The organism is Parashewanella curva (genome assembly GCF_003675895.1).
Classification (GTDB): Bacteria; Pseudomonadota; Gammaproteobacteria; order Enterobacterales; family Shewanellaceae; genus Parashewanella; species Parashewanella curva.
The window spans coordinates 1-22,211 of record NZ_ML014802.1 but is presented as its reverse complement, the minus strand read 5'-3'; the positions used below and the strand labels follow the sequence as shown (position 1 = coordinate 22,211).

Sequence of the window (22,211 nt, the reverse complement as noted above, 5' to 3'; positions counted from 1 at the left end):
GAAGCTCTCTCAATACGATCGACTTTTAGTTTTTACATTACAAATGCATAACTGACTTTCATAAATAGGCGTCGCTCAGTTTGTGTTAATGAGTCTACATCATCATTAGTAATATGACCATCTGAGTAGCCTAGGTAAAACACACTCAGAGGGTTGAGTTTATAACCGTATAATACTTCGTTATTAACGTTACTAAATTTGGCATTTCGCTTAGAGTATTTGTATAAGCTAGGGTCGCGTTTAATGTGAGTATAAATGCTTGAAACCCTTAAAAAGCTCTCTACAGTAAATTGCCAGTTCAAGCGGAAATCTAGCAAGTTTGCAGTATATAGGCGGCCGCCTTCTACGTTAAAGCGAGTGTTTTCATACTCTACATCGATTGACAGACGTTCCGTTATATCCCAACCCAAATCAGGGTTTAAACGCAGTTTTTTACCCAACTGATTATTAGCAAAGTCAATTTCCTTTTCGTACATGGCTGTCAGTCCTAGCGTTATATCTGCGCTAGGATCAAATTGACCTCTAAAGAAAAAATCCGTTTCATCAAAATAATCGGTATTTCCTTTGACACTTAGGGTCGAATTGTTTTTACGCAAACCTACAGCAGTACGAGACACAACCCCAAACTTCAGACGGCTTTGATAATCACCATCAAAGTCGATAAAGGCTTGAGATTCTCGCTCAAGCAATTCACCACTTTCTGAGTGAGTGATATCCCAGTCACCATGCAGGCGGATGGTATGAAAGAAGTCATCATCTAAGAACCACTTATAATCGCCACCAACAACAAATTTATTGAAGTCGGCTCTGGTCATAAAGCCAAGGTCTGCACGAAAGTCATCACTGATATTTTCAAAGGCTGCAAAGCCTGACCAATTTCGAGTCGCATGTCTATAACTTAGGCGATAAAAGTTACCAGTAAAATTACCATCTATTGCTGAACGTAAATGAGCTTCACAGTTATCAAAGCCATTAAACACTTCACTTCTTTCACAGCTGAATCTGTCTCTTAATGTGGTTGGGTATTGAGTCTGAGAGCCAGCAAACTGAACTTGAAAGGTATCTTTGGCCGTTGGCTGATATTTAACGTCACCGCTTAATAAATAGTTATGGTATTCATCAGAATCTTTGAGCGTTAGCAGGGTGCCGATTGATAAGTTTTCTGATACATCATAGCGATAGCGGCCCGCTATGTTCATGCTGTCTTCATTGAGTGAAACCACTTTACTACCCAAGTTACCCGGAACGATAAAATTGGTAACACTATCATTAGCAACCAAAAGACCAGCTGTGTGTTGATCAACCTTGCTGGTAAGCTTTAACCCGTAATCAGGTGCAGCGATATTTCTCGTATGTAAGAAATTCTTTTGAGTATCAAAGTAATCTTTGTTATCTAAGAAAAATGGTCGTTTTTCATCAACAAACAAGGTGAATGTTGTATTGATATTTAGCTGTCCTGCATCTGCTTCAACTTGAGAGAAGTCAGGGTTGACAGTGGCATTCAATAAGGTTGATGGTGTTATTGCCCATCTAATATCGGCGCCTACTTCAACATCGTTGCTATTATTCCAATCAGTTTTAGGGTTGACGTTTCGCTCTTGTGAGCGTGCGCCAACTATTGAGGGAGTAATTTGTAAACCACTACTTTGTTTGGCGCCTGACAAGCCTTCAGCGACACCTAACTGGCAAAGCATACAGCTATTGTTTCTGTCTTGAGGTAAAGATGACAAACGATAAATGGCATCTCTTGGGTAATAACGAATAAACTCAAATCCCCATTCTTGTTTATCAAGACTGTCGTCAAAGTTGAACAGAGAAAGAGGAAGTTCCATTTCAACGCGATAGCCGTCTTCTACGCGAGTTGCAGCGCTGTACCAAATGCCATCCCAAGCATCACTTTCTTGGCCTGTTAATTCATTTTCAATCGAGTCACTTTGAGCGCCATAAGGGTTAACAAAGAAGTTGTAGGCAAGTCGAGAATCGTTGAATGTATCGAACTTTAAACCAACAAGATCGTCCCCGAAGATCTTGTCACGTGCACGGACGTTAGCACGAATTTCATATGGCTTATGATCTCGAGCGATAAAAGAAACAAAAATTGAGGTGTCAGTCGCAAAAATCCGAGCTTCAGTTTCCACTGGGGCAGGCTGATTTTCAGCAGGACGAACTTCATAATTAAGAGTCGTAACGGCTGCTTGCTGCCATTGTGATTCATCTTGTACGCCATCAATCTTGGCTGGAGTGGATAATGTTGGGATAACGAGGTGAGCGTTGTTTTTATCGCCAGCAAATACAAAATTTGTAGCGCATGCAGACAATACCGCTAACCCTGCAAGAAAACGAGTTTTCAAAGTTGTGAGCCTTTGTGAATGATGTTTTTATTTTGTTGTTAATTTTACACTGTTTACGATAGGGATCTATTGGCAAAAAAGCGATATAGGAGGTTAATTGTTACAAATTTTGTATGGGTGATGTGATTAAGTAAAAGTTTGCCAACAGAGGTTTAATTATTGCTTGAGCAGCTCAAAATATAAGTCTAAAAACTCTTTGATGATTGGTATTGTATTTTTGACGAAAGACAAAATATTGACTCATCCTATATGTGATAAAAATCTTATAATTCAATATGATATATCTATATTTCTAATTGGTATTAACACTCTAATTTAACAATAATGTAACATTTTGTTTTTGATAATTTAGGAACTACTAGGATGTTATATGAATAAAAAAATTCTGGTTATCGTTATTGTGTTTGTAACCCTTCTAGGGTTAGGGGCAATGAGCTTCTTTAAAAAAGCAGAAACTGATTCACCTGAGGTTAGTGTTGATGTGCCTTCACCTTCAATCCCTCTTGTTCGTAGAACAATTCCTAAAATTGAAAATGGCTTATCGACAGGTGTTGATATGTTTAACCCTCAATCACCTTCACAGAGTAAAGCTTTAATAGCAGAAGAAAAGGACACCGTTGTTTGGGTTGATTCAGAAGAAGCTGAACGAGTTTTAAAAGCACAGGGCAAGCTACCTGCCGATCTGACTAAAGAGCAATACATTGAACTCGATTTAGCTGAGTTAAAAGCGCTAGAAGTTGGTGATTATGTCGACTTATATATTCCTCAAATGGGAGGAAGTTATACCGGTGAAGTTGATTTTATACAGCTTCATTCAAATGGTGATAAAACGATAGAAGCCAATATACCCGGGGCTGGACGCTTGTATAGTGCTGTGATCACTTTGGGAGAAGAAGCGGTATACGGCAATCTAGCAACTCAAAATGACACTTACATTGTTGAAGGCAACGGTAAATACGCATGGATAGCCTCTAAAACTGATCTTGAATCTAAACATTCCAAAGAACACAACGATGCTGTGATCCCAAATGGCAAAGTTGAACATAAAAAAGACGAAACTTTCAGCCTAAGCCAATAACAAAAAATTCCCTCACTTAAATCAAAAATAAAATGGAGAAAACAATGCACAAATCTATTAAAAAAACTGCATTAGGGGTCTCAGCTCTGCTTGCTTCAACAGCAGTGAATGCAGAAACCATTGATGTAATGATTTTATATACACAGCCTGCAGCAGATGCAGTGACGAATATTGATACTAAGATTAATCAGTATATTTCTAACTCTAATCGAATTTATCGAAATAATGGGCTAGATATAGAGTTACGACTAGTTGGTAGGCAATCTCAACCAGCATCTACGGATAATTTAGTTCCGTCAGAAGCTCACCTTAACTTACTCACAAATAGTCAAGGAGTTAAAGATACTCGTGCCAATGTTCGTGCGGATATGGTTGTACTTCTAGGCAAACGTCAAAATGTTCAAGGTGGCTATGTTTGTGGTATTGGATGGGTTGGCCAAGGTCAAAATGGTAACCTGTATCCGCAAATGAAAGACCGCATGTTCAGTGTCACTGCGGTTGATTGTGGTGCAGCGACCTTTATACATGAGTTAGGACACAACATGGGTTTAGGACACTCTGTGCGCCAAGGTAATAGAGGTGGTGTGTTTGCTGATGGCGTAGGTCATGGTGTAGATAATAATTTCTCAACTATTATGGCTTATCCGCAAGCGTTCGGCTCTGCAGTTCGTTTGGATTACTTCTCAGACCCTTATTGGAATGGATGTAATGGACAAGCGTGTGGTGTGGAAGGGGAGTCATATTCCAATAAAACGTTGTGGTATGTAAAGGATGACGTAGCTAACTTCTTTTAATCGTAAGCTTTATAAACGAGGGAATGAACTAGGGAGCATTAGCTCCCTTTTTACGTCTGAGTGATATATTGAATCATCTATAGGTGAATTGGTATTAGCACCTTTCTATCATTTGCTGTAAGCTGCCGTCCCCCGTTTCATTGATATAGATGAAACGCTGCCACAAAGAAGAGATTATTTCATGAGTTTTGCCTCTCTAGGTTTATCAGCCCCTATCCTCGACGCTGTAAAAAAACAAGGATACGATTCACCTTCACCGATCCAAAGCCATGCAATACCTGCTGTTTTGGATGGGAAGGATGTAATGGCAGCCGCTCAAACAGGAACGGGTAAAACAGCAGGTTTTACACTGCCGATATTAGAAAGGTTATCAGGTGGTCAGCGTGTGCGTGCAAACCGAGTGCGAGCGCTGATTTTAACGCCGACCAGAGAGCTGGCTGCACAAGTTGGAAATAGCGTTCAAACATACAGCTGCAATCTTCCTTTGCGCTCAACTGTTGTTTTCGGTGGCGTTAAAATTAATCCGCAAATGCTGAAATTACGTAAAGGTGTTGATGTGCTGGTGGCAACACCGGGTAGGTTGTTGGATCTCTATAATCAAAATGCCGTTAACTTTAAACAGCTTGAAATTTTAGTATTAGATGAAGCCGATAGAATGTTGGACATGGGCTTTATTCACGATATTAAAAAGATCCTTGCCATTCTGCCTAAGCAGCGTCAGAACTTATTATTTTCAGCTACTTTCTCAGATGACATTCGCAAGTTAGCCAAAGGCTTAGTGCATAATCCAATAGAAATATCAGTTACGCCTAAAAACGCTACAGCCAAAACCGTTGAGCAATGGCTTTACCCTGTCGATAAAAATAAAAAAACCGCATTGATAACTAAGCTAATCAAGTCCAATAACTGGAAGCAAGTACTGATTTTTGCTAAGACTAAGCACGGTGCAAACCGATTAACACGTCATTTAGAAGGCAAAGGCATTCTTGCCAGTGCCATTCATGGTAATAAAAGCCAAAATGCACGAATTAATGCACTGGCTGATTTCAAATCAGGCAAGGTGAAGGTCTTAGTGGCAACCGATATTGCCGCGCGTGGTTTAGATATCGATCAATTACCTCAAGTTGTGAATTTTGATTTACCTAATGTCGCTGAAGATTATGTTCATAGGATAGGGCGAACAGGGCGTGCAGGTTCAACGGGGCAAGCTGTGTCTTTAGTTTGCGCGGATGAATTAAAAGAGTTAAAAGCGGTAGAGCGTCTGACTAACCAATTGATCGAACGCAGAATTCAAGAAGGGTATGAGCCAGTTAATGAGCTGCCTGTTACGGTATTAGACGGTAAAAAGAAGAAAATAAAAAAACCGAAGAAGCCAAAGCAAATTAGTAAACCAAATGACGGTTCGAGTGATAAGTCGTCTGCACAAAAGCCGTCAGTCAAAAAGCAAACGCGTAAGCCAACGGCTAAAAGAACGGATAAGCCTGAGGCTAAAAAGAATGCTCCGCGTCGTCGAGTCAGAAGTTAAAGTCTACTCACAATCTTTCAAGCTCGGCTGAATTCGATGACAATTCAATGATAGAATATCAGTCTTGAGTTATAATCTTTTATTCTTTGTGTGAATCGCATAAATACTTCATAGAGAGCAATAGTGTGATAAGACAACCGTCCGTGGCAGGATGTCACGGTCGTCAGCACATGGATGTGCGCTTCAGTTGACGTTCACACTATTGCTCTGTTGCTATTCAGAGTTAATTCACAAATCGGACACCCTTTTTTTTTAACCCTAGTAGGACATCACCTTGAGTCAGTCTGCCAAAACCAAACAATCTAACGCTGCTTTTTCATCATTACCTTTGAAAAAGGGACTGTTAGATAATCTTCATACTATGAATTACCAAAGCATGACCTCTATCCAAGAGCAAAGTTTGCCTTTGATCCTTGCGGGAGAAGATGTGATTGGTCAGGCAAAAACGGGCTCAGGTAAAACGGCAGCGTATGGTTTGGGCTTGCTTAATAAGCTTGATGTAAAGCGCTTTCGCATTCAGTCATTGGTTTTGTGCCCAACCCGTGAGCTAGCGGATCAAGTGGCGAAAGAGATCAGAACGTTAGCCCGTGGTATTCATAACATTAAAGTACTGACTTTGTGCGGTGGTGTGCCGATGGGGCCACAAATTGGTTCGTTAGAGCATGGTGCACACATCATCGTTGGTACTCCCGGTCGAATTACGGATCACTTAAGCCGAAATCGCCTAGATTTGAGCAATGTTGAAATGCTTATTCTTGATGAAGCAGACAGAATGTTGGAAATGGGCTTTCAAGATGCAGTAGAAGCCATTCTGGCTGAATTACCGTTTACCAAGCAGACGTTATTATTCAGTGCTACTTTTCCAAAACAAATTAAAGCAATGACTAAAAACATCATGCATTCACCGCATCATGTAACGGTGAAAGAAGTTCATGATAATTCCAGTATCGAGCAGCATTTTTATCAGTTAACAAACAACCAACGGCGCATGGAAGCATTGCGTTTGCTTATATTGCAACAACAACCTGAAAGTGCGGTTGTTTTTTGTAATACCAAACGTGAAACTCAGCAAGTTGCCGATGAGTTAGAAAACTTGGGCTTTAGTGCTTCTGCCTTACATGGTGATTTAGAGCAAAGAGATCGTGACCGTGTATTACTTCGTTTTGCCAATAAAAGCATCAACATTTTGGTGGCTACCGATGTGGCAGCTCGTGGGTTAGATATTGATTCATTAGATGCCGTATTTAACTATCATCTGGCTTTTGATCATGAAGTACATACCCACCGTATTGGTCGTACAGGTCGTGCTGGCAGCAAAGGGAGTGCTTACACTTTTTATACTGAACACGGTTACATCATTTCATTGATTGAAGACGATTTAGGCCGTGAAATTGTTAGTGAGCCACTTCCTCCTATGAGCTTACTACACGCACAACCACCTCTGCCAACTATGAAAACCATTCAAGTTGATGGTGGTAAAAAACAAAAGTTACGTCCGGGTGATATTTTAGGTGCATTGACCGCAAATCAAGAACTGACAGGTGATCAAATCGGTAAGATTCATATCACTGATATTCGTGCATTCGTTGCCGTTGAAAACAAAATTGCCAAAAAAGCCTTACGTAAAATTACCAACGGCAAAATGAAAGGCCGTAATTTTAGGGCGTGGTTGATTTAATTTTTGTTAGCGGAATCTGGCTTGTTCTCTTTAGTTTTCCTATTTGAAAGGTGTCAGTAGTGATCTACTGGCACCTGCTATTCCATTGCTTATTGGTTCTAAAACTGGAGAAGTTTAACCACAAAGAAGTTGAGGTTTCAGTCTAGTATATATTTGATTTAGAGCAGAAGAGTTTAGAGTTCTTCAGATTATCACCAAGTTATTTGGTCACGATCAAAGGCTACGAGACCGTGTCTCTTCAATATATTCAGTAGTCTGTCTGTTAATTCATCCATATTCAATAAATCGCCAGTTATTTCTACTATAGCAACGAGTAAGTCTTTATATGTAAAACCTTTCTTTTGACAACACAGTTTAGCAAGATTATCTCTGTCAATTTGAAGATAGTAATTACTTTGAGACATTTCATTATGGTTAGCTTGAAATCTGAAATTTGAAATTTTTAGCTTATCAGCAAGTGTTTTGTAATCTTTTGCAGCCCAATGGAAGAATTGTTGACGAACCACACGGTTACCACCTCTGTAAAGCATTTCTTTTACAATGTCTTCTCTCGGTTTGGATTGTAACGCTTTTAATTCAGGTGCTGAATATTTTGGTTTAGCAGGTGCTGAAAGAGCATTAGACGCTCCTACATTATTTTGGTCACCCTTGATTATGGTGATTTGCTGTGCATTATAATGATCTCCTGTTGCTACCGTGATGGGCACAGTGGCTCCAGTCGAAGTAGTAGTTATTGCAACCTTAGCCAAACTTTTTGTTAAACCATTAACGCTAGAAGTCATAGGAGTCTGTGATATTGCTCTTGTGTGAAACTCATGCAATTGTTGTTTTAACTGAGATAGCTCAGTTTGTAATGCCACAATTTCTGCATCTTTACTCTTAGTTAAATTTTCCCATTGCCAAGCATTTTCAACATGCTGCTGATTTGTAGCTGATAATTGTTGGTTTTCAGTCGATAACTGGTGGATTTGAGCTAATAAGTTAGATGGTTGAGCGGACGAATGCTCAGGGAGTGATACAAAAGGCGATATTAAGTAATATGGTTTGGAAAAGGCCGTTTCAGGTAAACTATTTAGTGCGCAACCCAGTTGCTCTAAACCTAAAGACGGTGTATTTACCCACAGGTTGACAGCATTTTTGAGTACAATTTTGTACTGTTCTTTATCTGTGCAATTTTTAATATTATTACAAAATGTACCATCTAAAACATTTTGTAATTGAGCTTTAGCGGATATCCCCAATTGAGCGACAAAGTTATTTAGCTGCTTTACTGTAATCTTATCAACAATACTTGTTAGAAACTCACGGAGTTGCTCGATATTAATATTTTCCTTTTCGAAGGACATGAAGTAAAGGCATGTTCCTTTGGGCTCTGACATTTCCTGTGTAGAATGAAAGTTAGTTTGTGCAGGGTGAGATGCCCCCACATGAGTTTGAGCATATTGACCATACTGACTGTGTATTGCTGGAGTGGTTGGCTGCTCCCACGATTCTTGCGGGGGGAACAAACATGGGGCTGCTGGGTATGCCATTGATGTATATTCATTGCTACTTTAACATTGCAAATAAGCATACACATTCAAGATAAATTCAATCCTAACTACATATTAATTATTGTTTGTTGACCATTTGTAACATTAGATTAGATTTAGATGATTTAGGATGTGGAATAGTTAATGAGCCACTCCCGCCAATGTGTTTGATTCACGCACAACCACCTCTGCCTACTATGAAAACCGTTCAGATTGATGGTGGTAAGAAACAAAAGTTACGTCTAGACATACTAGGTGCTTTGTCGGCTAATCAAGAGCTAAGTAGTGGTCAAATTGGCAAGATTCACATTACTGACATTCGTGCATTTGCAGTTGTTGAAAACAAAATTGCTAAAAAAGCTTAGGGCCTGTTGATCTTTCAGGATTAAATTTTGTGCTATTTGAGCACTTTTTTGTTCAAGGCGTGAGCAGTGAAGCTTAGCCATCTAAGTAAACTGGTCACAACACAGAACAGGAAGTGCTCAAAAGCATCGAAGACAGCGTAAATTGGTCACTTCTGCTGCGTTATCGTTTGCTTATGTGGAATAACCACACAGCACAAACTCTGCCTTGCATAAGATAACCAATTTATCGCTGCAAAAATAAGCACGAAAGACCAACAGGCCCTAACGTAAAATTACCAAAGACAAAATGAAAGAGCGAAACTTTAGAGCTTGGTTGATGTGATTTTCGTTAGCCGAACAAAGGTTATTATTTTGTCGTATTCGTATTTGAAAGAGCAGTAGAGAGCTACCGACATCTTTATGAAATTGTTTAGACTTTTAGCCTAATGTTACATTAGATTTAAGAAGAATATAGCTAAGGAGTCAGAGTATCACCACCCCATCTTGCTATCATCAAAGGCTACGAGTTCGTGACGTTTCAGTATATCCAGTAGCTTGTGAGTCAATTCATCCATGGTTAAAAAATCACCGGCTATTTCTGCTGTGGCAATGAGTAATTTTCTATATGTAAAACCACGTCTACGCCAACAGAGCTGAGCAAGTTCACTTTTGTCATTTTGAAAAAAATAATCACAAGCAGAATATTTATCAAGATCAGCCTTAGGCTCAAAATCTGAGATACCCAACTTCTCAGCGACTTTTTTGTAACCTTTTGTACTCCAACGGAAAACACTATACCCAATCACACGGTCACCACTCAGGCTAAGTATTTCCTTGATAATGTCTACTCTTGGTTTTGAATTTAACGCCTCTAGCTCAGGCTGTGTGTATTTTGGTTTTATAGGTTCAGGGGGAGGGGGAAGCGTCTCCATAGTAACATGATTGTCGCCCTGAACTATTGTTATATTGTGTGCTTTATAGGTATCCCCGGTTTTTACCGTGACAGACGACGGGCTAACACCAACCTGAGAACTGGTTATTGCAACTTTAGCCATATCTTGTGTTAATTCTGTTGTTGCACCATTAATGGTTGTGGGCATAGGAGCCTGCGTCTGCGGTAACTTTCCTGTGTGAAATTCATGTAATTGTTGTTTTAACTGAGACAACTCAGTTTGTAATGCTAAAATTTCAGCATCTTTCCTTTTAGTTAAGCCGTCCCATTGCCAAGATTCATCAGCTAATCGTTTATTGTCAGTTGATAAGTGTTCTATCTGATCCAACAAATTGGATGTTTGCTCTGTCCGGCTTCCTGGGAGTGATATAAAAGGTGATACAAAGTAATATGGCTTGGGAGTTGCAGTTCCTGCTATACAATTCAGGGCACAGTCCAATTGCTCTACACTTAACGACGGTGTGTTTTCCCAAACAGAAATCGCATTTGTGAGTATCAGTTTGTATTGCCCTTTATTTTGACACTCTTTAATTTTAGAACAAAATGTTCCCTGTAAAACACATTCCAATTGTGCAGAGCTGGTTATTCCTAATTTAGTGATAAAGTTAATTAGCTGCTTTGTTGTAATATTTTCAACAGTACTTGCTAGAAATTCACACAGTTGCGTTCTGTCAATGTCTTCTTTTTTAAAAGGCATAGTAAGATACAGACACGTCCTTCTTGGTTTTAGCATTGCCTGCGAAGAATGAAAATTAGTTTGTTCTAGCTGACCAACACCAAATTGAGGAAAACCATATTGACCAAATGGTAATTGTGGTCTTGATATTGGTTGAGTCCACGCTTCTGTCGAAGAATGCGGACAAGGGGCCGTTGGATGTGCCGCCATTGAACTATACTCATAGTTACTCTAACATCGAAAATAAGCTAACACATTCGGGCTAAACTAAATCATAACTACATATTAACTTTTGTTTGTTAACCATTTATATCATTAGAGTAGACATAGCTATACTGGTTCAAGCAATTTACCAGTAAATCTAAAATTCAATTAGTGGACTAAGACCTGTCTTCATCTCTTTCAAATAACTCAACTAATCCAACTAAGGCTACAAATAAAACGGCACCCACAGGCCAAATAATCCAAGTTATTTTCCAATCCTGCGACCAAAAACTCCAGCCAAGAAAAATGGCGGTTAATAAAGGCCAGTAAAATGCATAATGCCACTCGCTTAAGAGCGAGTGGCATATTCTCTTTTTATTGCAGGGTACTTAACAGCCTTTCTTAATACCATCCTTGGACAGGGTTTTCGCTTTCTCTTTTTAGGTAGTATCAGCCTTTTACCATTAGCCCTTAATTCTTTTAATTTTCTTGGTATCGCCCCAGGTGAGCGGCCATCGCACCAGATAAATTCATCTTGGATCAGATACAGCGCGTTCAGAAAGCTTATTCGTAAAGGCTCGACTTTATGCTCTTGAGCCATTGCCGCCATTTCCAGCCTGACGATGTTATAAGAGGTAAGTATTCCCCATATTTCTTGATACACGCCTTCATATTTTTGACTTCTCAGAATCAGCTTATTCGATAACTGATACTGCTTGAGTTCACCATACCCTTGTTCTATTTCCCAGCGTTGCCAATAGACTTCAAGTATCTCTTTTAAAGGATATTAAAGGATATTAAAGGATATTGCTTTGGGCAACGACAAGACGTTATAAACCCTTTAATTTCTCCTCTAGGCGATGGAATAAGCACAAGCCTCGCTTGCCATGTATCACCTAAGTATGGAGATTGCTTCTGGGCTTGGGGAGAAATCGGCATCTCAATCAAGTGGTCAAATTCACTGTATGACTCGATAATTTCATAACGCATTTTTGATTTTATCGGTGTTAACCAGTGCGTATTTTGTCCACACCCCTCCCAACTCATAAACAACTCTGCTGACATAAAGCCTCTATCAAAAAGAGTGAGTGAGCTTTCTGGTGCTGAACCAACTAACTGTTGTGCATAAGATATTTCACTATTACTCACAGGGCCAAACGCTGCATCAGACAAGATATGAGTTCGGGTAGACATTAAAGTAACAGCTAGCACCTAAGGAAAGGATGCAGTTTTTTGTGCATAGCCGAAGTGTTGATTATTGGTTGTATGGGGTGTCTTAAATTGAGTTCCATCCACACTCAAGAGTTTCAAGCCGCATACTTCATCGAATTGATGCTGTTTTTCCCATACCGAAGCTGTTGTTTTAAAAAGATATTTCAGAGGCTCTGCGCCTAATTTCTCTTTGCCTTTAATGATACTGCTTACCGCTAAGGGAGGAAGGTCTCCTGACGAATCCGGAAATGCTAACTCCAATTTATCACAAACATCTTGAATAGAACGATTACGCAATAAACCTATACCTAACACTAACCATACCGCTTGTTCTGCAGGGAAACGTCGTTTTCTAACAGAAGCTTTACCCGTCTGTTGAACAGCCTCTTTTATCCACTCTAAAGGGATATGCTTACTAAAAGCATTGATTGGGTGTTCTTGACAAAACTCAGCTGTGATTTGTAACTCTTTGGAAAAATTAGACATGAAAAAAAATCGGCTACAACAAAATTGTAACCGATTATGAAGCCCCTCAATGATCGTTCAAGTGGCTTAAACGATCGGTATTAAGTAAAATGCAGCAATTTTTTCAGCACGTTTGGTTCTTTTACTGTTTTGAGACTTACCGCTACCTTCTTGCAAAATCCGGTTGTAAGCATCAAATTTTGTGGAGGACGAGCTAACAATATAAACGCCAATGGAAATCATCAATAGTAAAACTATTAGCATTAACAAAGGTAAAATATCACTGTCAATTAGGATGCTGGTTAACAGCAATGGAACTGAACAGGCAATAAAAAAGAATGAACCTAGCGCAGTTCTTGAATTGTAAATGGGACGATATAGCTTCAATTGTTGATTAATAGCACTATGTACCCCATAGGCTAATTCAAATTGCTCCTTATCAATGAATTCAATATTTTCATCATATTGATTGGTTTTAACGAAAAAGTTGACGCTTAAGGCCACAATAAGTAACACGCTAACAATACCAATTGCAGGTGCGAGTTTATCTGTTACCCCAAATATTCCCGTTTCTGCAAGTGCTAATAAGAAAAATAATGGAATTGGCGAACAGATACACAAAATTGCCCCTTTGGTGTTTAACTCTGAAATTGCGACTTTACTCTCGATATATTTATTAGCCTGTTCTAATCCTATTTGCTTGCTATTTTCTTGGTCGGTGAGTGTATCCTTATCAATGGTTTCATGCTGATCTTTTAATAAAAAATCTGTGGTTACACCAAAGATCTCTGCCAATATTAAAATCTTATTCAGATCGGGTATGCTGTGGGAGCTTTCCCATTTAGAAACAGATTGTCTAGAGACGTTCATCTTGTCAGCCAGTTCTTCCTGTGACCAACCTAAACGTTTTCTAAGTTGGATTATTTTTTCCGCCAAAATCATTTCTAAGTCCTTTAGTACATAGGTGAATGGAAAGCATAGGAAATCACCTAGTTGCAGACTATCAAGTGATGTTGGATTTTTGTCAATCAGCAGTTGCTAATTTGAATTTTTTAAGCGAATTTATGACGTTGGCGGTTGAAAGAAGTATCACGAGTATAAATAACCTCATATATGGATTAAGATTTAAGGGCTGTAAGACAGGGGAATTTACTATGATTGCAAGATTTAGTTCTTACTTATCTGTGCCAGAAACAACACGTAATCAGATCGATAAGATTCTTTCAAAACCAAAAGACATAGAAGAAACACACATTCTAGAAGTTAAAGCAAAATGGTTCACTAGAAAATATTCTGTGGTATTCAAAATGGGCAGGCCTTGTTGTGTTCTCGATGGCAATCATAGAAAAATTGAAGCAAAGCCAGATACGACCCCTTATGACCTGTTGAATTTTATTAATACTCGAATTGCATTAAGGGGGAAAGATTCGAATAAGTTATCAAAGAATGATTGGCAACGAATTGAAGGTGTAAGGTATTTCGAAGAAGATGGCATAAAATATTTTCCATTAAATGATTTAAGCCGGCACGAGAAGTGAAGATACTGAACTGATAATAAAACAACTCCCGCAATTTGTGGCGAGGGGGGATTAAAATATCAGTTTCAGTCTCAAGTTTTAAAAATTATAATACGTAGATACGTTTTACCATCTAATGCTGCACTGCTTATTCAGGTGCTATATTAGAATTTCGATAAACCTCACGGTATTTATCTACCCACATTGCGGTGGCACCACAAATCGCAACTGGCATAACGATAAAGTTCACGATAGGGATCATCGATACTAATGCCACAGTCGCACCAAAGCTAAAGCTACTTCCTTTGGTATTTTTCAATGCAAACTTCATATCGTCGAATTTCACTTTGTGATTATCAAATGGGTAGTCACAGTATTGAATTGCCATCATCCAAGCGCTGAATGCAAACCATACGAACGGAAACACTGTCTGCCCAAGAACGGGTACAAAAAACAGCAGTAATACTAAAAGGGCTCTTGGAAGATAATATTTTAATTTTTGCCATTCTCTGCCCAGAATTCGAGGCAAATCTTTTAATAAATCAACAGTTCCACCTGTATACATTGGTTTTTCAGTGAGCTTTTGTTCAACTTTTTCCGCTAACAAGCCGTTAAAAGGTGCGGCTAACCAGTTCATAACTGAGCTAAATACAAATGACATACTGATAAGCATGATAATGATGGCAAGGGGCCAAAGTAAAAAATGTAACCAACTTAATATCTCAGGTAATTGGCTGTCTAACCAATCGAATAACACCTGTAATTGACCAAAGGCGAAATAAAATGCGGTTGCAAACAGCAAGATGTTGATTGTGAGGGGGATGAATACAAAACTTCTAAGCCCTGGTTGACGGATAAGTTTTAGTCCATCAAGAAAATAATTAACGCCACTCTTACTGGTAGAAAACTGAGAACTCATGTTTTAAGCCCTTTGGAACACGAATAAAATAATTTTGAATAACTCTTAGGCTAATGACAAGTCAGAAAAGCCATTACTAATGTAAAAAACGTTACAAAATGCGTCCTAGCTTTGCTAAAGTAATCAATTCCATGCAGCAAAAGATCTAATACGGAACTCCACACAGCCTAAATGAAACTCAAACAAATAAAACTGGCTGGATTTAAGTCGTTTGTTGATCCAACAAAAATCCCCTTTGAAAAGGCATTAACTGGCATTATCGGACCGAATGGTTGCGGTAAGTCGAATGTCATTGATGCTGTTCGTTGGGTGTTGGGAGAAAGCAGCGCTAAGCATTTGCGTGGTGGAGCAATGACTGATGTTATTTTCAGTGGTTCTAATGCCCGTAATCCCGTTTCCGTCGCCAGTGTTGAGCTTACTTTTGAAAACCAAGATGGACGCCTTGTTGGACAGTACGCCAGTTATCAAGAAATATCTGTAAAACGGCAAGTAACCCGTGACGGTGATGCATTTTATTTTCTTAATGGTCAAAAGTGTCGCCGAAAGGATATCACTGACTTATTTATGGGAACTGGGTTAGGGCCAAGAAGTTATGCCATTATTGAACAAGGCATGATCTCTCGACTCATTGAGTCTAAGCCCCAAGACTTGAGAGTGTTTATTGAAGAGGCTGCTGGTATTTCACGATACAAAGAGCGTCGCCGTGATACTGAGAATCGTATTCGTCATACTCGTGAAAATCTAGAGCGTTTAGAAGACATTCGGACTGAGCTGTCTACTCAATTGGATAGACTTGCAGCACAATCTAAAGCAGCGGTTAAATATCGAGAATTAAAAGAAATTGAGCGTAAAACTCATGCTGAACTATTGGTGATGCGATACAGTGAGTTTTATGATCAGATTGACGAAATCAGTAAGCAATTATCAGAATTGGATCTTGAGTTAGTCAAGTATCAGTCAGAGTTAAAAAGCTTTGAAACCAAGCAAACTCATCTTACGCTTGAGTTAAATGAAGCATCTGATGCCGAACAAAAATTGGTTGCTGAGTTTTATCATAACAATACAGAGCGTGCGAAGTTAGAGCAGCAAATTAGTCATCAGCAACAATTAGAGCAGCACCAACAGCAACGTTTAGCCAGTTTATCACAACAGTTAGCTGAATTAACCGAGCAAATCGAACAGCTAGCCGTTGAACAAAAACAAATAAAACACCAACAAATCAATGCTCAACCAGATTTGGAACTGCTTGACGAAAAAGTAGAAGAGTTGTCTGAAAAAATAGAACAACAGCAAGAGCATCAACAGCAGCAACAATCTCAACATCAAGATTTGAAGCAAGAGTTGCACAATGCAAAAATGGAGTTACAACTTGCTGGTAGTCAATTAACTCATGCTCAGCAGCAACTTGCCCAAACACAGCAAACCCAAGAACAAGTTAATACACAATTAACATCATTGGATGACACTCAGCAAATTAAGATAGAAGCCAATCAACTTAAGGAAACTGAGGGGTATATCCAGCAACTTGAAGTGCAGCTAACAGAATCACAAATTCGCTATGAAAAGAGCACTCAAGCGTTTGAGCAAACAAATGAGCAAAGACAGGAGTTAAAGCAACAGCAAGCAGCAAGTCAGTCTAGGTTGGCTTTTATTAATTCTTGGCTGGTGGAGCAACAACAAGACCACCAGCAGGTTTGGCAAGTCATTAAAGCGGCTTCAGGATGGGAGAAAGCCTTAGAGCTAGTTTTAGGTGATTTATTAACGGCTAAAGTCGTACCTGAGTTTTCAGACGATGCTGGGTTTGTGGTTATTGAAAATGGCTTTCAGCATGAAATGTTAGAGCAAAGCCTAGTAAATCTTGCTCCATGGTTAGGTAATCTATTACTTGCTGATGATAAAGAGCAAGCGACCGCTTATTTAGATGATTTGACAAATGACCAGTGTGTATTAACTAAAGATGGGTTCTTGATTGGACAGGGTTTCATATTGTCGCAGTCACAACAGCCCAATGCTCAATTATCGTTTAAAGCGGAAAAAGAATCTGTTGAAACTGAACTTGAAAAGCTGCAATTCGCATTAGAAAAGTTGCAGAAAACCTGTCAGCAATATCAAATTCAAAACCAAAAGTTGCAAACTGACATTGAAAGTACCAAGCAACAATTGCAACAGAAGGAATTGGAATTAACTCGACAGCAATCTTTTTATAGTGCCGAGCAGAAACGCATTGAACAAAATAATGCACAAAAGCAGCTGCTTGAATCTCAATTAACAGAGTTACAACGTAAGGCAACTCAACTCGAATCTACAATCGAGTCGCTAACTGAAAAAAGTCAGCAGCATACAGAGCTAGTTAAGCAAGCCCAATTTAATATTCAGCAATTAGAAAATAAACAACAACAAGACGATACACAGTTTGCTGATTTAAAAGCTCAATTGGCTCAGTATAAACAGCAGAGAGAGCAGTTAAATCTACAAACCCAAAAAAATGCCATGAAGTTAACTTTAGTTGAACAGCAGAATGCTCAACTAAATATCAGCAAACAAAACCTAGATAAACAAATTGTTGAGCTTACTGGTGAAAACGTATCATCCACATTCGAATTGGATGTTCACGCGTTGCAAGAACAATTACAGCAAAAATTACAACTTCAGCAACAGCAGCAGAATAAGCTCGATAAGTGTCGAAATCATCAAGCAGATATACAAGCTCAACTCGATGGGTTGAAAAGTAATCAAAAACAAGGCGTTGAACAGTGCGAGGTCTTGACTCAGCAGATCAGCGAGTTAAAGTTACATCGAGAAGGATTAAAGGGGCAAACAAATAGCTTAAAGCTGCAAATAGATGAAGAGCAAATTCCGCTTGAAAATGTGATTGAGAACATTGCTGTAGAAGCTAATGTGGATGAGTGGCAGCAAAATCTAGATAAAGTGCGTAATCAGACTCGACGCTTAGGTGCTATAAACTTAGCCGCAATTGATGAATATGAGCAACAGAAAGAGCGAAAAGCATACCTTGATGCTCAAAATGAAGATTTAACTCAAGCTTTAGAAAGTTTAGAGTCGGCGATCCGAAAAATTGACCGAGAAACCCGAACTCGCTTTAAGACAACGTTTGAAAAAGTAAATAATGATTTGCAAACCTTGTTCCCCAAAGTATTTGGTGGCGGGAGTGCATACTTAGCATTGACGGATGATGATTTGCTGGACACGGGGGTCACCATCATGGCGAGACCTCCAGGGAAAAAGAACAGCAGTATTCATTTACTTTCAGGTGGAGAAAAAGCGTTAACCGCTTTATCATTAGTGTTTGCTATTTTTAGATTAAATCCAGCACCTTTTTGTATGTTGGATGAAGTCGATGCGCCTTTGGATGATGCAAATGTCGAACGATTTTGTCGCTTGCTTCAAGAAATGGCTCAAACAGTACAATTTATTTTTATCAGTCATAACAAAATAACGATGGAAATGGCTGAGCAGCTTATTGGTGTCACTATGCATGAAGCAGGGGTTTCTCGAATCGTTGCCGTTGACATTGATGAAGCTGTAGCAATGGCAGATGCCAGTTAGTTTTGCAGTTATATTGATATTATTTAACTGTGTTTTTGATTCATTTATAGTTTCGGTAGGGTAACGGATGGAAGACCTGCAATTAGTTTTTGCTCTTTTAGGTGGTGTCGCAATTTTGGCCGTTTTGGTACATGGAATATGGTCCATTCGTCGCCAACAAGGAAACAATATTAAAGATCAAAAAATGCGAAAAGCGCCACGGAAGCATTCACCTCGAGTCGATTCAGAAGGGTTTGATGAACACGGTATTGGTGAGGTGAGAGTTGTAAAAGGTTCTGAGGCAAAACAGTCAGAGCCAACAGTTAAACAAGAACCTACCTTGGCTTCAAAGCCTGAAGCAGATCGTGTTGAGCCAGTTATAGAAACTCAACCGACTACGGTATCTGAAGAACAGCTTGATTTAGGACTGGAGCCTAAACAGGCCGGTTTATTTGATGATGAGGTTACTTCTGCCGACGATAAGATTTCCGATGTTAAGCAAGTTGAGGAAGAAATCGAAGAGCTTCCAGAACCATATGATGTGCTTGTTTTACACGTGGTAGCAAAAGAAGGGGAAGAGTTAAAGGGGGCAGAATTATTACCAAGTATGCTCACTGTTAATTTTAAATTTGGTGAAATGAATATCTTCCATCGCCATGAAAACCCAGCAGGTACAGGTAATGTATTATTTTCCATTGCTAACATGGTTAATCCTGGGACCTTTGATTTGGACAATATGGAGCAATTCTCGACCCCTGGTATAGTGTTATTTATGCGCCTACCTTGTCATGGTGATGCTTTGCGTAACTTTTCGACCATGCTTAATTCTGCCGAACAATTAGCGGATGATCTTGGTGCTGAGCTTAGGGATGGAGAACGTCAACTTTGGAATGATGATAAAAAACAAGATTACATTCGACGAATTAAATCATAGTTGGCACACACGAATATGATTAAAATAGGGCCGCACATGCGGCCTTATTGATTTAGTCTAGTAAAAGCAATCAACCGCACTCGTTTGAAATAACGACTTTTTCTAGGTTTGAAACCGAGACAAAATATGACTTCTATCAAGCAACAAATCGAAGCACTTTCTGCCAGCCTACATCAGCACAACATTAACTATTATGTTGACGATGCGCCTACAATTCCAGATGCTGAATATGATCGCCTATTACATGAACTTAAAGCTTTAGAGCAGCAGCATCCAGAACACGTTTATCCCGATTCTCCGACTCAAAGAGTGGGAGGCATGCCGCTGGATAAGTTTGAGCAAGTGACTCATTTGAAACCAATGTTGAGTTTAGATAATGCGTTTAACAGCGAAGATATACAGAGTTTTGATAAGCGTAACTCAGACAAAGTCGGACGTATCGAGTATTGCTGTGAACCTAAACTTGATGGCTTAGCTGTGAGTATTTTGTATCGAAATGGTATTTTAGAACGCGCAGCTACTCGAGGTGATGGTAATGTCGGTGAAGACATTACCGAAAATGTCAAAACCATTCGATCGATTCCTCTTAGGCTCCGTGGTGAGTTTCCTGATCTGGTGGAAATTCGTGGCGAAGCCTTTATGCCTAAAGCGGCTTTTGATGCGGTAAATGAAGCTGCAAAGACTAAAGGTGACAAAGTATTCGTTAACCCAAGGAATGCTGCAGCTGGGAGCCTTCGTCAACTTGATAGTCGCATAACCGCAAGTCGTAGATTAGATTTCTATGCTTATGCTTTAGGTGTGGTTGAGCCTGAGTCATGGGCGTTAGCCGAAGATCACTATGCCCAATTACAGCAGCTAAAATCTTGGGGGCTTCCTGTTTCTCGTGAAGTGAAAGTATGCCCGACATTGCCTGACGTGGATGCTTACTATGCTGATATTTTAACTCGTCGTGATTCACTGGATTATGAAATCGACGGTGTGGTGATAAAAACCAACAGCATCGCCCAACAGCAGCAACTAGGCTTTGTTGCTAAAGCCCCGCGTTGGGCCATTGCTTATAAATTTCCTGCACAAGAGGAGATGACCTTATTGGAAAGTGTTGATTTCCAAGTAGGTAGAACAGGTTCGTTGACACCAGTTGCACGACTTAAACCTGTGTTTGTCGGAGGTGTAACCGTTTCTAATGCTACTTTACATAATGCGGATGAAATAAACAGGCTGGGTGTTAAAGTGGGTGATACAGTCATTATTCGCCGCGCAGGTGATGTTATCCCTCAAGTTGTGGCCGTAGTTAAGGAAAAACGTATAGAATCTGCTGAAGATATTGTGTTTCCAACTCAATGCCCTATTTGTGATTCTGATATTGAAAGGGTAGAAGGCGAAGCCGTAGCTCGATGTACTGGTGGTCTATTTTGTGGTGCACAACGTAAAGAAGCAATTAAACATTTTGCCTCTCGCAAAGCAATGGACATTGATGGCATGGGCGATAAAGTGGTTGAGCAGCTGATTGATAAAGAGTTAGTACAAACGCCAGCTGATTTATTTGGCTTATCAGCTTCAGCTATTACCATGCTTGATCGTATGGGAATGAAATCGGCGACTAATTTAGTGAAGGCATTGGAAGATGCAAAACAAACCACTCTAGCCAAGTTCCTTTATTCTCTTGGTATTCGAGAAGTGGGTGAAGCGACTGCTGCGAACTTAGCGGCTCATTTTAAAAATTTAGATGCTATCAAAGTAGCTAATGTTAAAACCTTAATTGAGGTTGAAGATGTGGGTGTAATTGTTGCTACGCACATCGAGCATTTTTTTGCTCAATCTCATAACCTTGAAGTCATCGATGCGCTGTTGGCAGCAGGTATTCACTGGCCTCAAATCGAAGAAGTTGCTGAAGACGCTCAGCCATTAAAAGGGCAGACTTGGGTTCTTACAGGTACTTTGACCCAAATGGGGCGTAGTGACGCTAAAGCAAAATTACAATTACTCGGTGCTAAAGTGGCTGGCAGCGTTTCTAAAAAAACAGATTGTGTTGTTGCTGGTGATGCAGCTGGATCAAAGTTAGTGAAAGCTCAAGAACTTGGGATCAAAATACTTGATGAAGATGGCTTACTGGCTGTTTTGAATGGTTAGAGACCCTTTTTCAGGGCTGAGATTGCTCAGTCCTGAAGCACACTCTATTTAACCTGAGCTCTGCATAAGCAAACCTCTACAGCACAGCTACTTATGCGTATTTCTGTGTTAAAACAGCCCGAAATAGGCTGGCTATTACGAACTGTTCTGCCTTGAACTACACAAAATTAGCAGCACTGTAGATTAAATTTATATTTTATTTGTAAAAATAAAACAGTACTGATTTAGTAACTATTCAGCCTACTGAACAAAAATATCTGGCAAATGCCCACTGAACAACAAGTTCAGCGCTGTTGAAGCTGTTATATTTTGCTTTCTGCAACTCGAAACGTAACTGCGTATGGCACAGAAGTT

17 protein-coding genes and 1 pseudogene are annotated in these 22,211 nt (G+C 39.5%); 9 read left to right on the top strand and 9 right to left on the bottom strand.

Annotation, left to right across the window (positions count from 1 at the left end):
- Nucleotides 1-32: 32 nt before the first annotated feature.
- The gene (locus tag D5018_RS15185) at nucleotides 33-2,351 is read right to left on the bottom strand and encodes a carbohydrate binding family 9 domain-containing protein (RefSeq protein WP_121839848.1); all 2,319 of its coding nucleotides are present in this window, start codon (nucleotides 2,349-2,351) and stop codon (nucleotides 33-35) included.
- 370 nt (nucleotides 2,352-2,721) lie between these two features.
- On the opposite strand from D5018_RS15185, the gene D5018_RS15180 reads away from it, so the two are divergent.
- The 4 genes from D5018_RS15180 to dbpA all read left to right on the top strand — a co-directional run bounded on the left by D5018_RS15180 (nucleotide 2,722) and on the right by dbpA (nucleotide 7,426).
- Complete coding sequence (locus D5018_RS15180; RefSeq protein WP_121839847.1) at nucleotides 2,722-3,429, top strand: hypothetical protein; 708 nt, start codon at nucleotides 2,722-2,724, stop codon at nucleotides 3,427-3,429.
- A 44-nt stretch (nucleotides 3,430-3,473) separates the two neighbouring features.
- Nucleotides 3,474-4,223 (top strand): zinc-dependent metalloprotease family protein, encoded by a 750-nt coding sequence (locus tag D5018_RS15175; protein WP_121839846.1) that lies wholly within the window; start codon nucleotides 3,474-3,476, stop codon nucleotides 4,221-4,223.
- A 181-nt stretch (nucleotides 4,224-4,404) separates the two neighbouring features.
- Nucleotides 4,405-5,748, top strand: coding sequence for a DEAD/DEAH box helicase (locus D5018_RS15170; protein ID WP_121839845.1), 1,344 nt, complete (start codon nucleotides 4,405-4,407; stop codon nucleotides 5,746-5,748).
- Nucleotides 5,749-6,022: 274 nt separating this feature from the next.
- The gene (gene dbpA / locus D5018_RS15165) at nucleotides 6,023-7,426 is read left to right on the top strand and encodes an ATP-dependent RNA helicase DbpA (RefSeq protein ID WP_121839844.1); all 1,404 of its coding nucleotides are present in this window, start codon (nucleotides 6,023-6,025) and stop codon (nucleotides 7,424-7,426) included.
- Nucleotides 7,427-7,617: 191 nt separating this feature from the next.
- Here dbpA and D5018_RS15160 read toward each other — a convergent pair whose 3' ends face one another.
- On the bottom strand, nucleotides 7,618-8,958 hold the full coding sequence (locus D5018_RS15160) for a hypothetical protein (protein ID WP_121839843.1): 1,341 nt from the start codon (nucleotides 8,956-8,958) through the stop codon (nucleotides 7,618-7,620).
- A gap of 161 nt (nucleotides 8,959-9,119) precedes the next feature.
- Between D5018_RS15160 and D5018_RS15155 the strand changes: the two genes are divergently transcribed.
- Nucleotides 9,120-9,323 (top strand): DbpA RNA binding domain-containing protein, encoded by a 204-nt coding sequence (locus D5018_RS15155; protein ID WP_121839842.1) that lies wholly within the window; start codon nucleotides 9,120-9,122, stop codon nucleotides 9,321-9,323.
- A gap of 470 nt (nucleotides 9,324-9,793) precedes the next feature.
- On the opposite strand, the gene D5018_RS15150 is transcribed toward D5018_RS15155, so the two are convergent.
- From D5018_RS15150 to D5018_RS15135, 6 genes and pseudogenes are all read right to left on the bottom strand, one after another.
- On the bottom strand, nucleotides 9,794-11,140 hold the full coding sequence (locus D5018_RS15150) for a MerR family transcriptional regulator (protein WP_121839841.1): 1,347 nt from the start codon (nucleotides 11,138-11,140) through the stop codon (nucleotides 9,794-9,796).
- A 343-nt stretch (nucleotides 11,141-11,483) separates the two neighbouring features.
- On the bottom strand, nucleotides 11,484-11,798 hold the full coding sequence (locus D5018_RS22020; RefSeq protein WP_243637449.1) for a hypothetical protein: 315 nt from the start codon (nucleotides 11,796-11,798) through the stop codon (nucleotides 11,484-11,486).
- Between the two features lie 18 nt (nucleotides 11,799-11,816).
- Nucleotides 11,817-11,876 (bottom strand): annotated as a pseudogene (locus D5018_RS22415) (hypothetical protein); the annotation flags it as partial.
- A gap of 35 nt (nucleotides 11,877-11,911) precedes the next feature.
- On the bottom strand, nucleotides 11,912-12,328 hold the full coding sequence (locus tag D5018_RS22015; protein ID WP_207819320.1) for a transposase: 417 nt from the start codon (nucleotides 12,326-12,328) through the stop codon (nucleotides 11,912-11,914).
- An 18-nt stretch (nucleotides 12,329-12,346) separates the two neighbouring features.
- Nucleotides 12,347-12,832 (bottom strand): transposase domain-containing protein, encoded by a 486-nt coding sequence (locus D5018_RS22010; RefSeq protein ID WP_207819318.1) that lies wholly within the window; start codon nucleotides 12,830-12,832, stop codon nucleotides 12,347-12,349.
- A 66-nt stretch (nucleotides 12,833-12,898) separates the two neighbouring features.
- The gene (locus tag D5018_RS15135) at nucleotides 12,899-13,753 is read right to left on the bottom strand and encodes a helix-turn-helix domain-containing protein (RefSeq protein ID WP_121839840.1); all 855 of its coding nucleotides are present in this window, start codon (nucleotides 13,751-13,753) and stop codon (nucleotides 12,899-12,901) included.
- 26 nt (nucleotides 13,754-13,779) lie between these two features.
- Between D5018_RS15135 and D5018_RS15130 the strand changes: the two genes are divergently transcribed.
- The gene (locus D5018_RS15130) at nucleotides 13,780-14,349 is read left to right on the top strand and encodes a hypothetical protein (RefSeq protein ID WP_121839839.1); all 570 of its coding nucleotides are present in this window, start codon (nucleotides 13,780-13,782) and stop codon (nucleotides 14,347-14,349) included.
- Between the two features lie 127 nt (nucleotides 14,350-14,476).
- On the opposite strand, the gene cysZ is transcribed toward D5018_RS15130, so the two are convergent.
- Nucleotides 14,477-15,247, bottom strand: a complete 771-nt coding sequence (gene cysZ / locus D5018_RS15125; RefSeq protein ID WP_121839838.1) for a sulfate transporter CysZ — start codon at nucleotides 15,245-15,247, stop codon at nucleotides 14,477-14,479.
- A gap of 171 nt (nucleotides 15,248-15,418) precedes the next feature.
- Between cysZ and D5018_RS15120 the strand changes: the two genes are divergently transcribed.
- The 3 genes from D5018_RS15120 to ligA all read left to right on the top strand — a co-directional run bounded on the left by D5018_RS15120 (nucleotide 15,419) and on the right by ligA (nucleotide 21,857).
- A complete protein-coding gene (locus D5018_RS15120) occupies nucleotides 15,419-18,814 on the top strand; it encodes an AAA family ATPase (RefSeq protein WP_121839837.1) in 3,396 nt (1,131 codons plus the stop codon).
- 67 nt (nucleotides 18,815-18,881) lie between these two features.
- On the top strand, nucleotides 18,882-19,727 hold the full coding sequence (gene zipA / locus D5018_RS15115) for a cell division protein ZipA (RefSeq protein ID WP_121839836.1): 846 nt from the start codon (nucleotides 18,882-18,884) through the stop codon (nucleotides 19,725-19,727).
- Between the two features lie 126 nt (nucleotides 19,728-19,853).
- Entirely contained in the window at nucleotides 19,854-21,857 is a 2,004-nt protein-coding gene (gene ligA, locus D5018_RS15110; protein ID WP_121839835.1) for an NAD-dependent DNA ligase LigA, read from the top strand.
- Nucleotides 21,858-22,211 lie beyond the last annotated feature (354 nt).

Coding starts and splice junctions, on each gene's coding strand:
- D5018_RS15180 (WP_121839847.1), top strand. CDS start 2,722: ATGAATAAAAAAATTCTGGTTATCGTTATTGTGTTTGTAACCCTTCTA.
- D5018_RS15175 (WP_121839846.1), top strand. CDS start 3,474: ATGCACAAATCTATTAAAAAAACTGCATTAGGGGTCTCAGCTCTGCTT.
- D5018_RS15170 (WP_121839845.1), top strand. CDS start 4,405: ATGAGTTTTGCCTCTCTAGGTTTATCAGCCCCTATCCTCGACGCTGTA.
- D5018_RS15160 (WP_121839843.1), bottom strand. CDS start 8,958: ATGGCATACCCAGCAGCCCCATGTTTGTTCCCCCCGCAAGAATCGTGG.
- D5018_RS15155 (WP_121839842.1), top strand. CDS start 9,120: ATGTGTTTGATTCACGCACAACCACCTCTGCCTACTATGAAAACCGTT.
- D5018_RS15150 (WP_121839841.1), bottom strand. CDS start 11,140: ATGGCGGCACATCCAACGGCCCCTTGTCCGCATTCTTCGACAGAAGCG.
- D5018_RS22015 (WP_207819320.1), bottom strand. CDS start 12,328: ATGTCTACCCGAACTCATATCTTGTCTGATGCAGCGTTTGGCCCTGTG.
- D5018_RS22010 (WP_207819318.1), bottom strand. CDS start 12,832: ATGTCTAATTTTTCCAAAGAGTTACAAATCACAGCTGAGTTTTGTCAA.
- D5018_RS15135 (WP_121839840.1), bottom strand. CDS start 13,753: ATGATTTTGGCGGAAAAAATAATCCAACTTAGAAAACGTTTAGGTTGG.
- D5018_RS15130 (WP_121839839.1), top strand. CDS start 13,780: ATGGAAAGCATAGGAAATCACCTAGTTGCAGACTATCAAGTGATGTTG.
- cysZ (WP_121839838.1), bottom strand. CDS start 15,247: ATGAGTTCTCAGTTTTCTACCAGTAAGAGTGGCGTTAATTATTTTCTT.
- D5018_RS15120 (WP_121839837.1), top strand. CDS start 15,419: ATGAAACTCAAACAAATAAAACTGGCTGGATTTAAGTCGTTTGTTGAT.
- zipA (WP_121839836.1), top strand. CDS start 18,882: ATGGAAGACCTGCAATTAGTTTTTGCTCTTTTAGGTGGTGTCGCAATT.
- ligA (WP_121839835.1), top strand. CDS start 19,854: ATGACTTCTATCAAGCAACAAATCGAAGCACTTTCTGCCAGCCTACAT.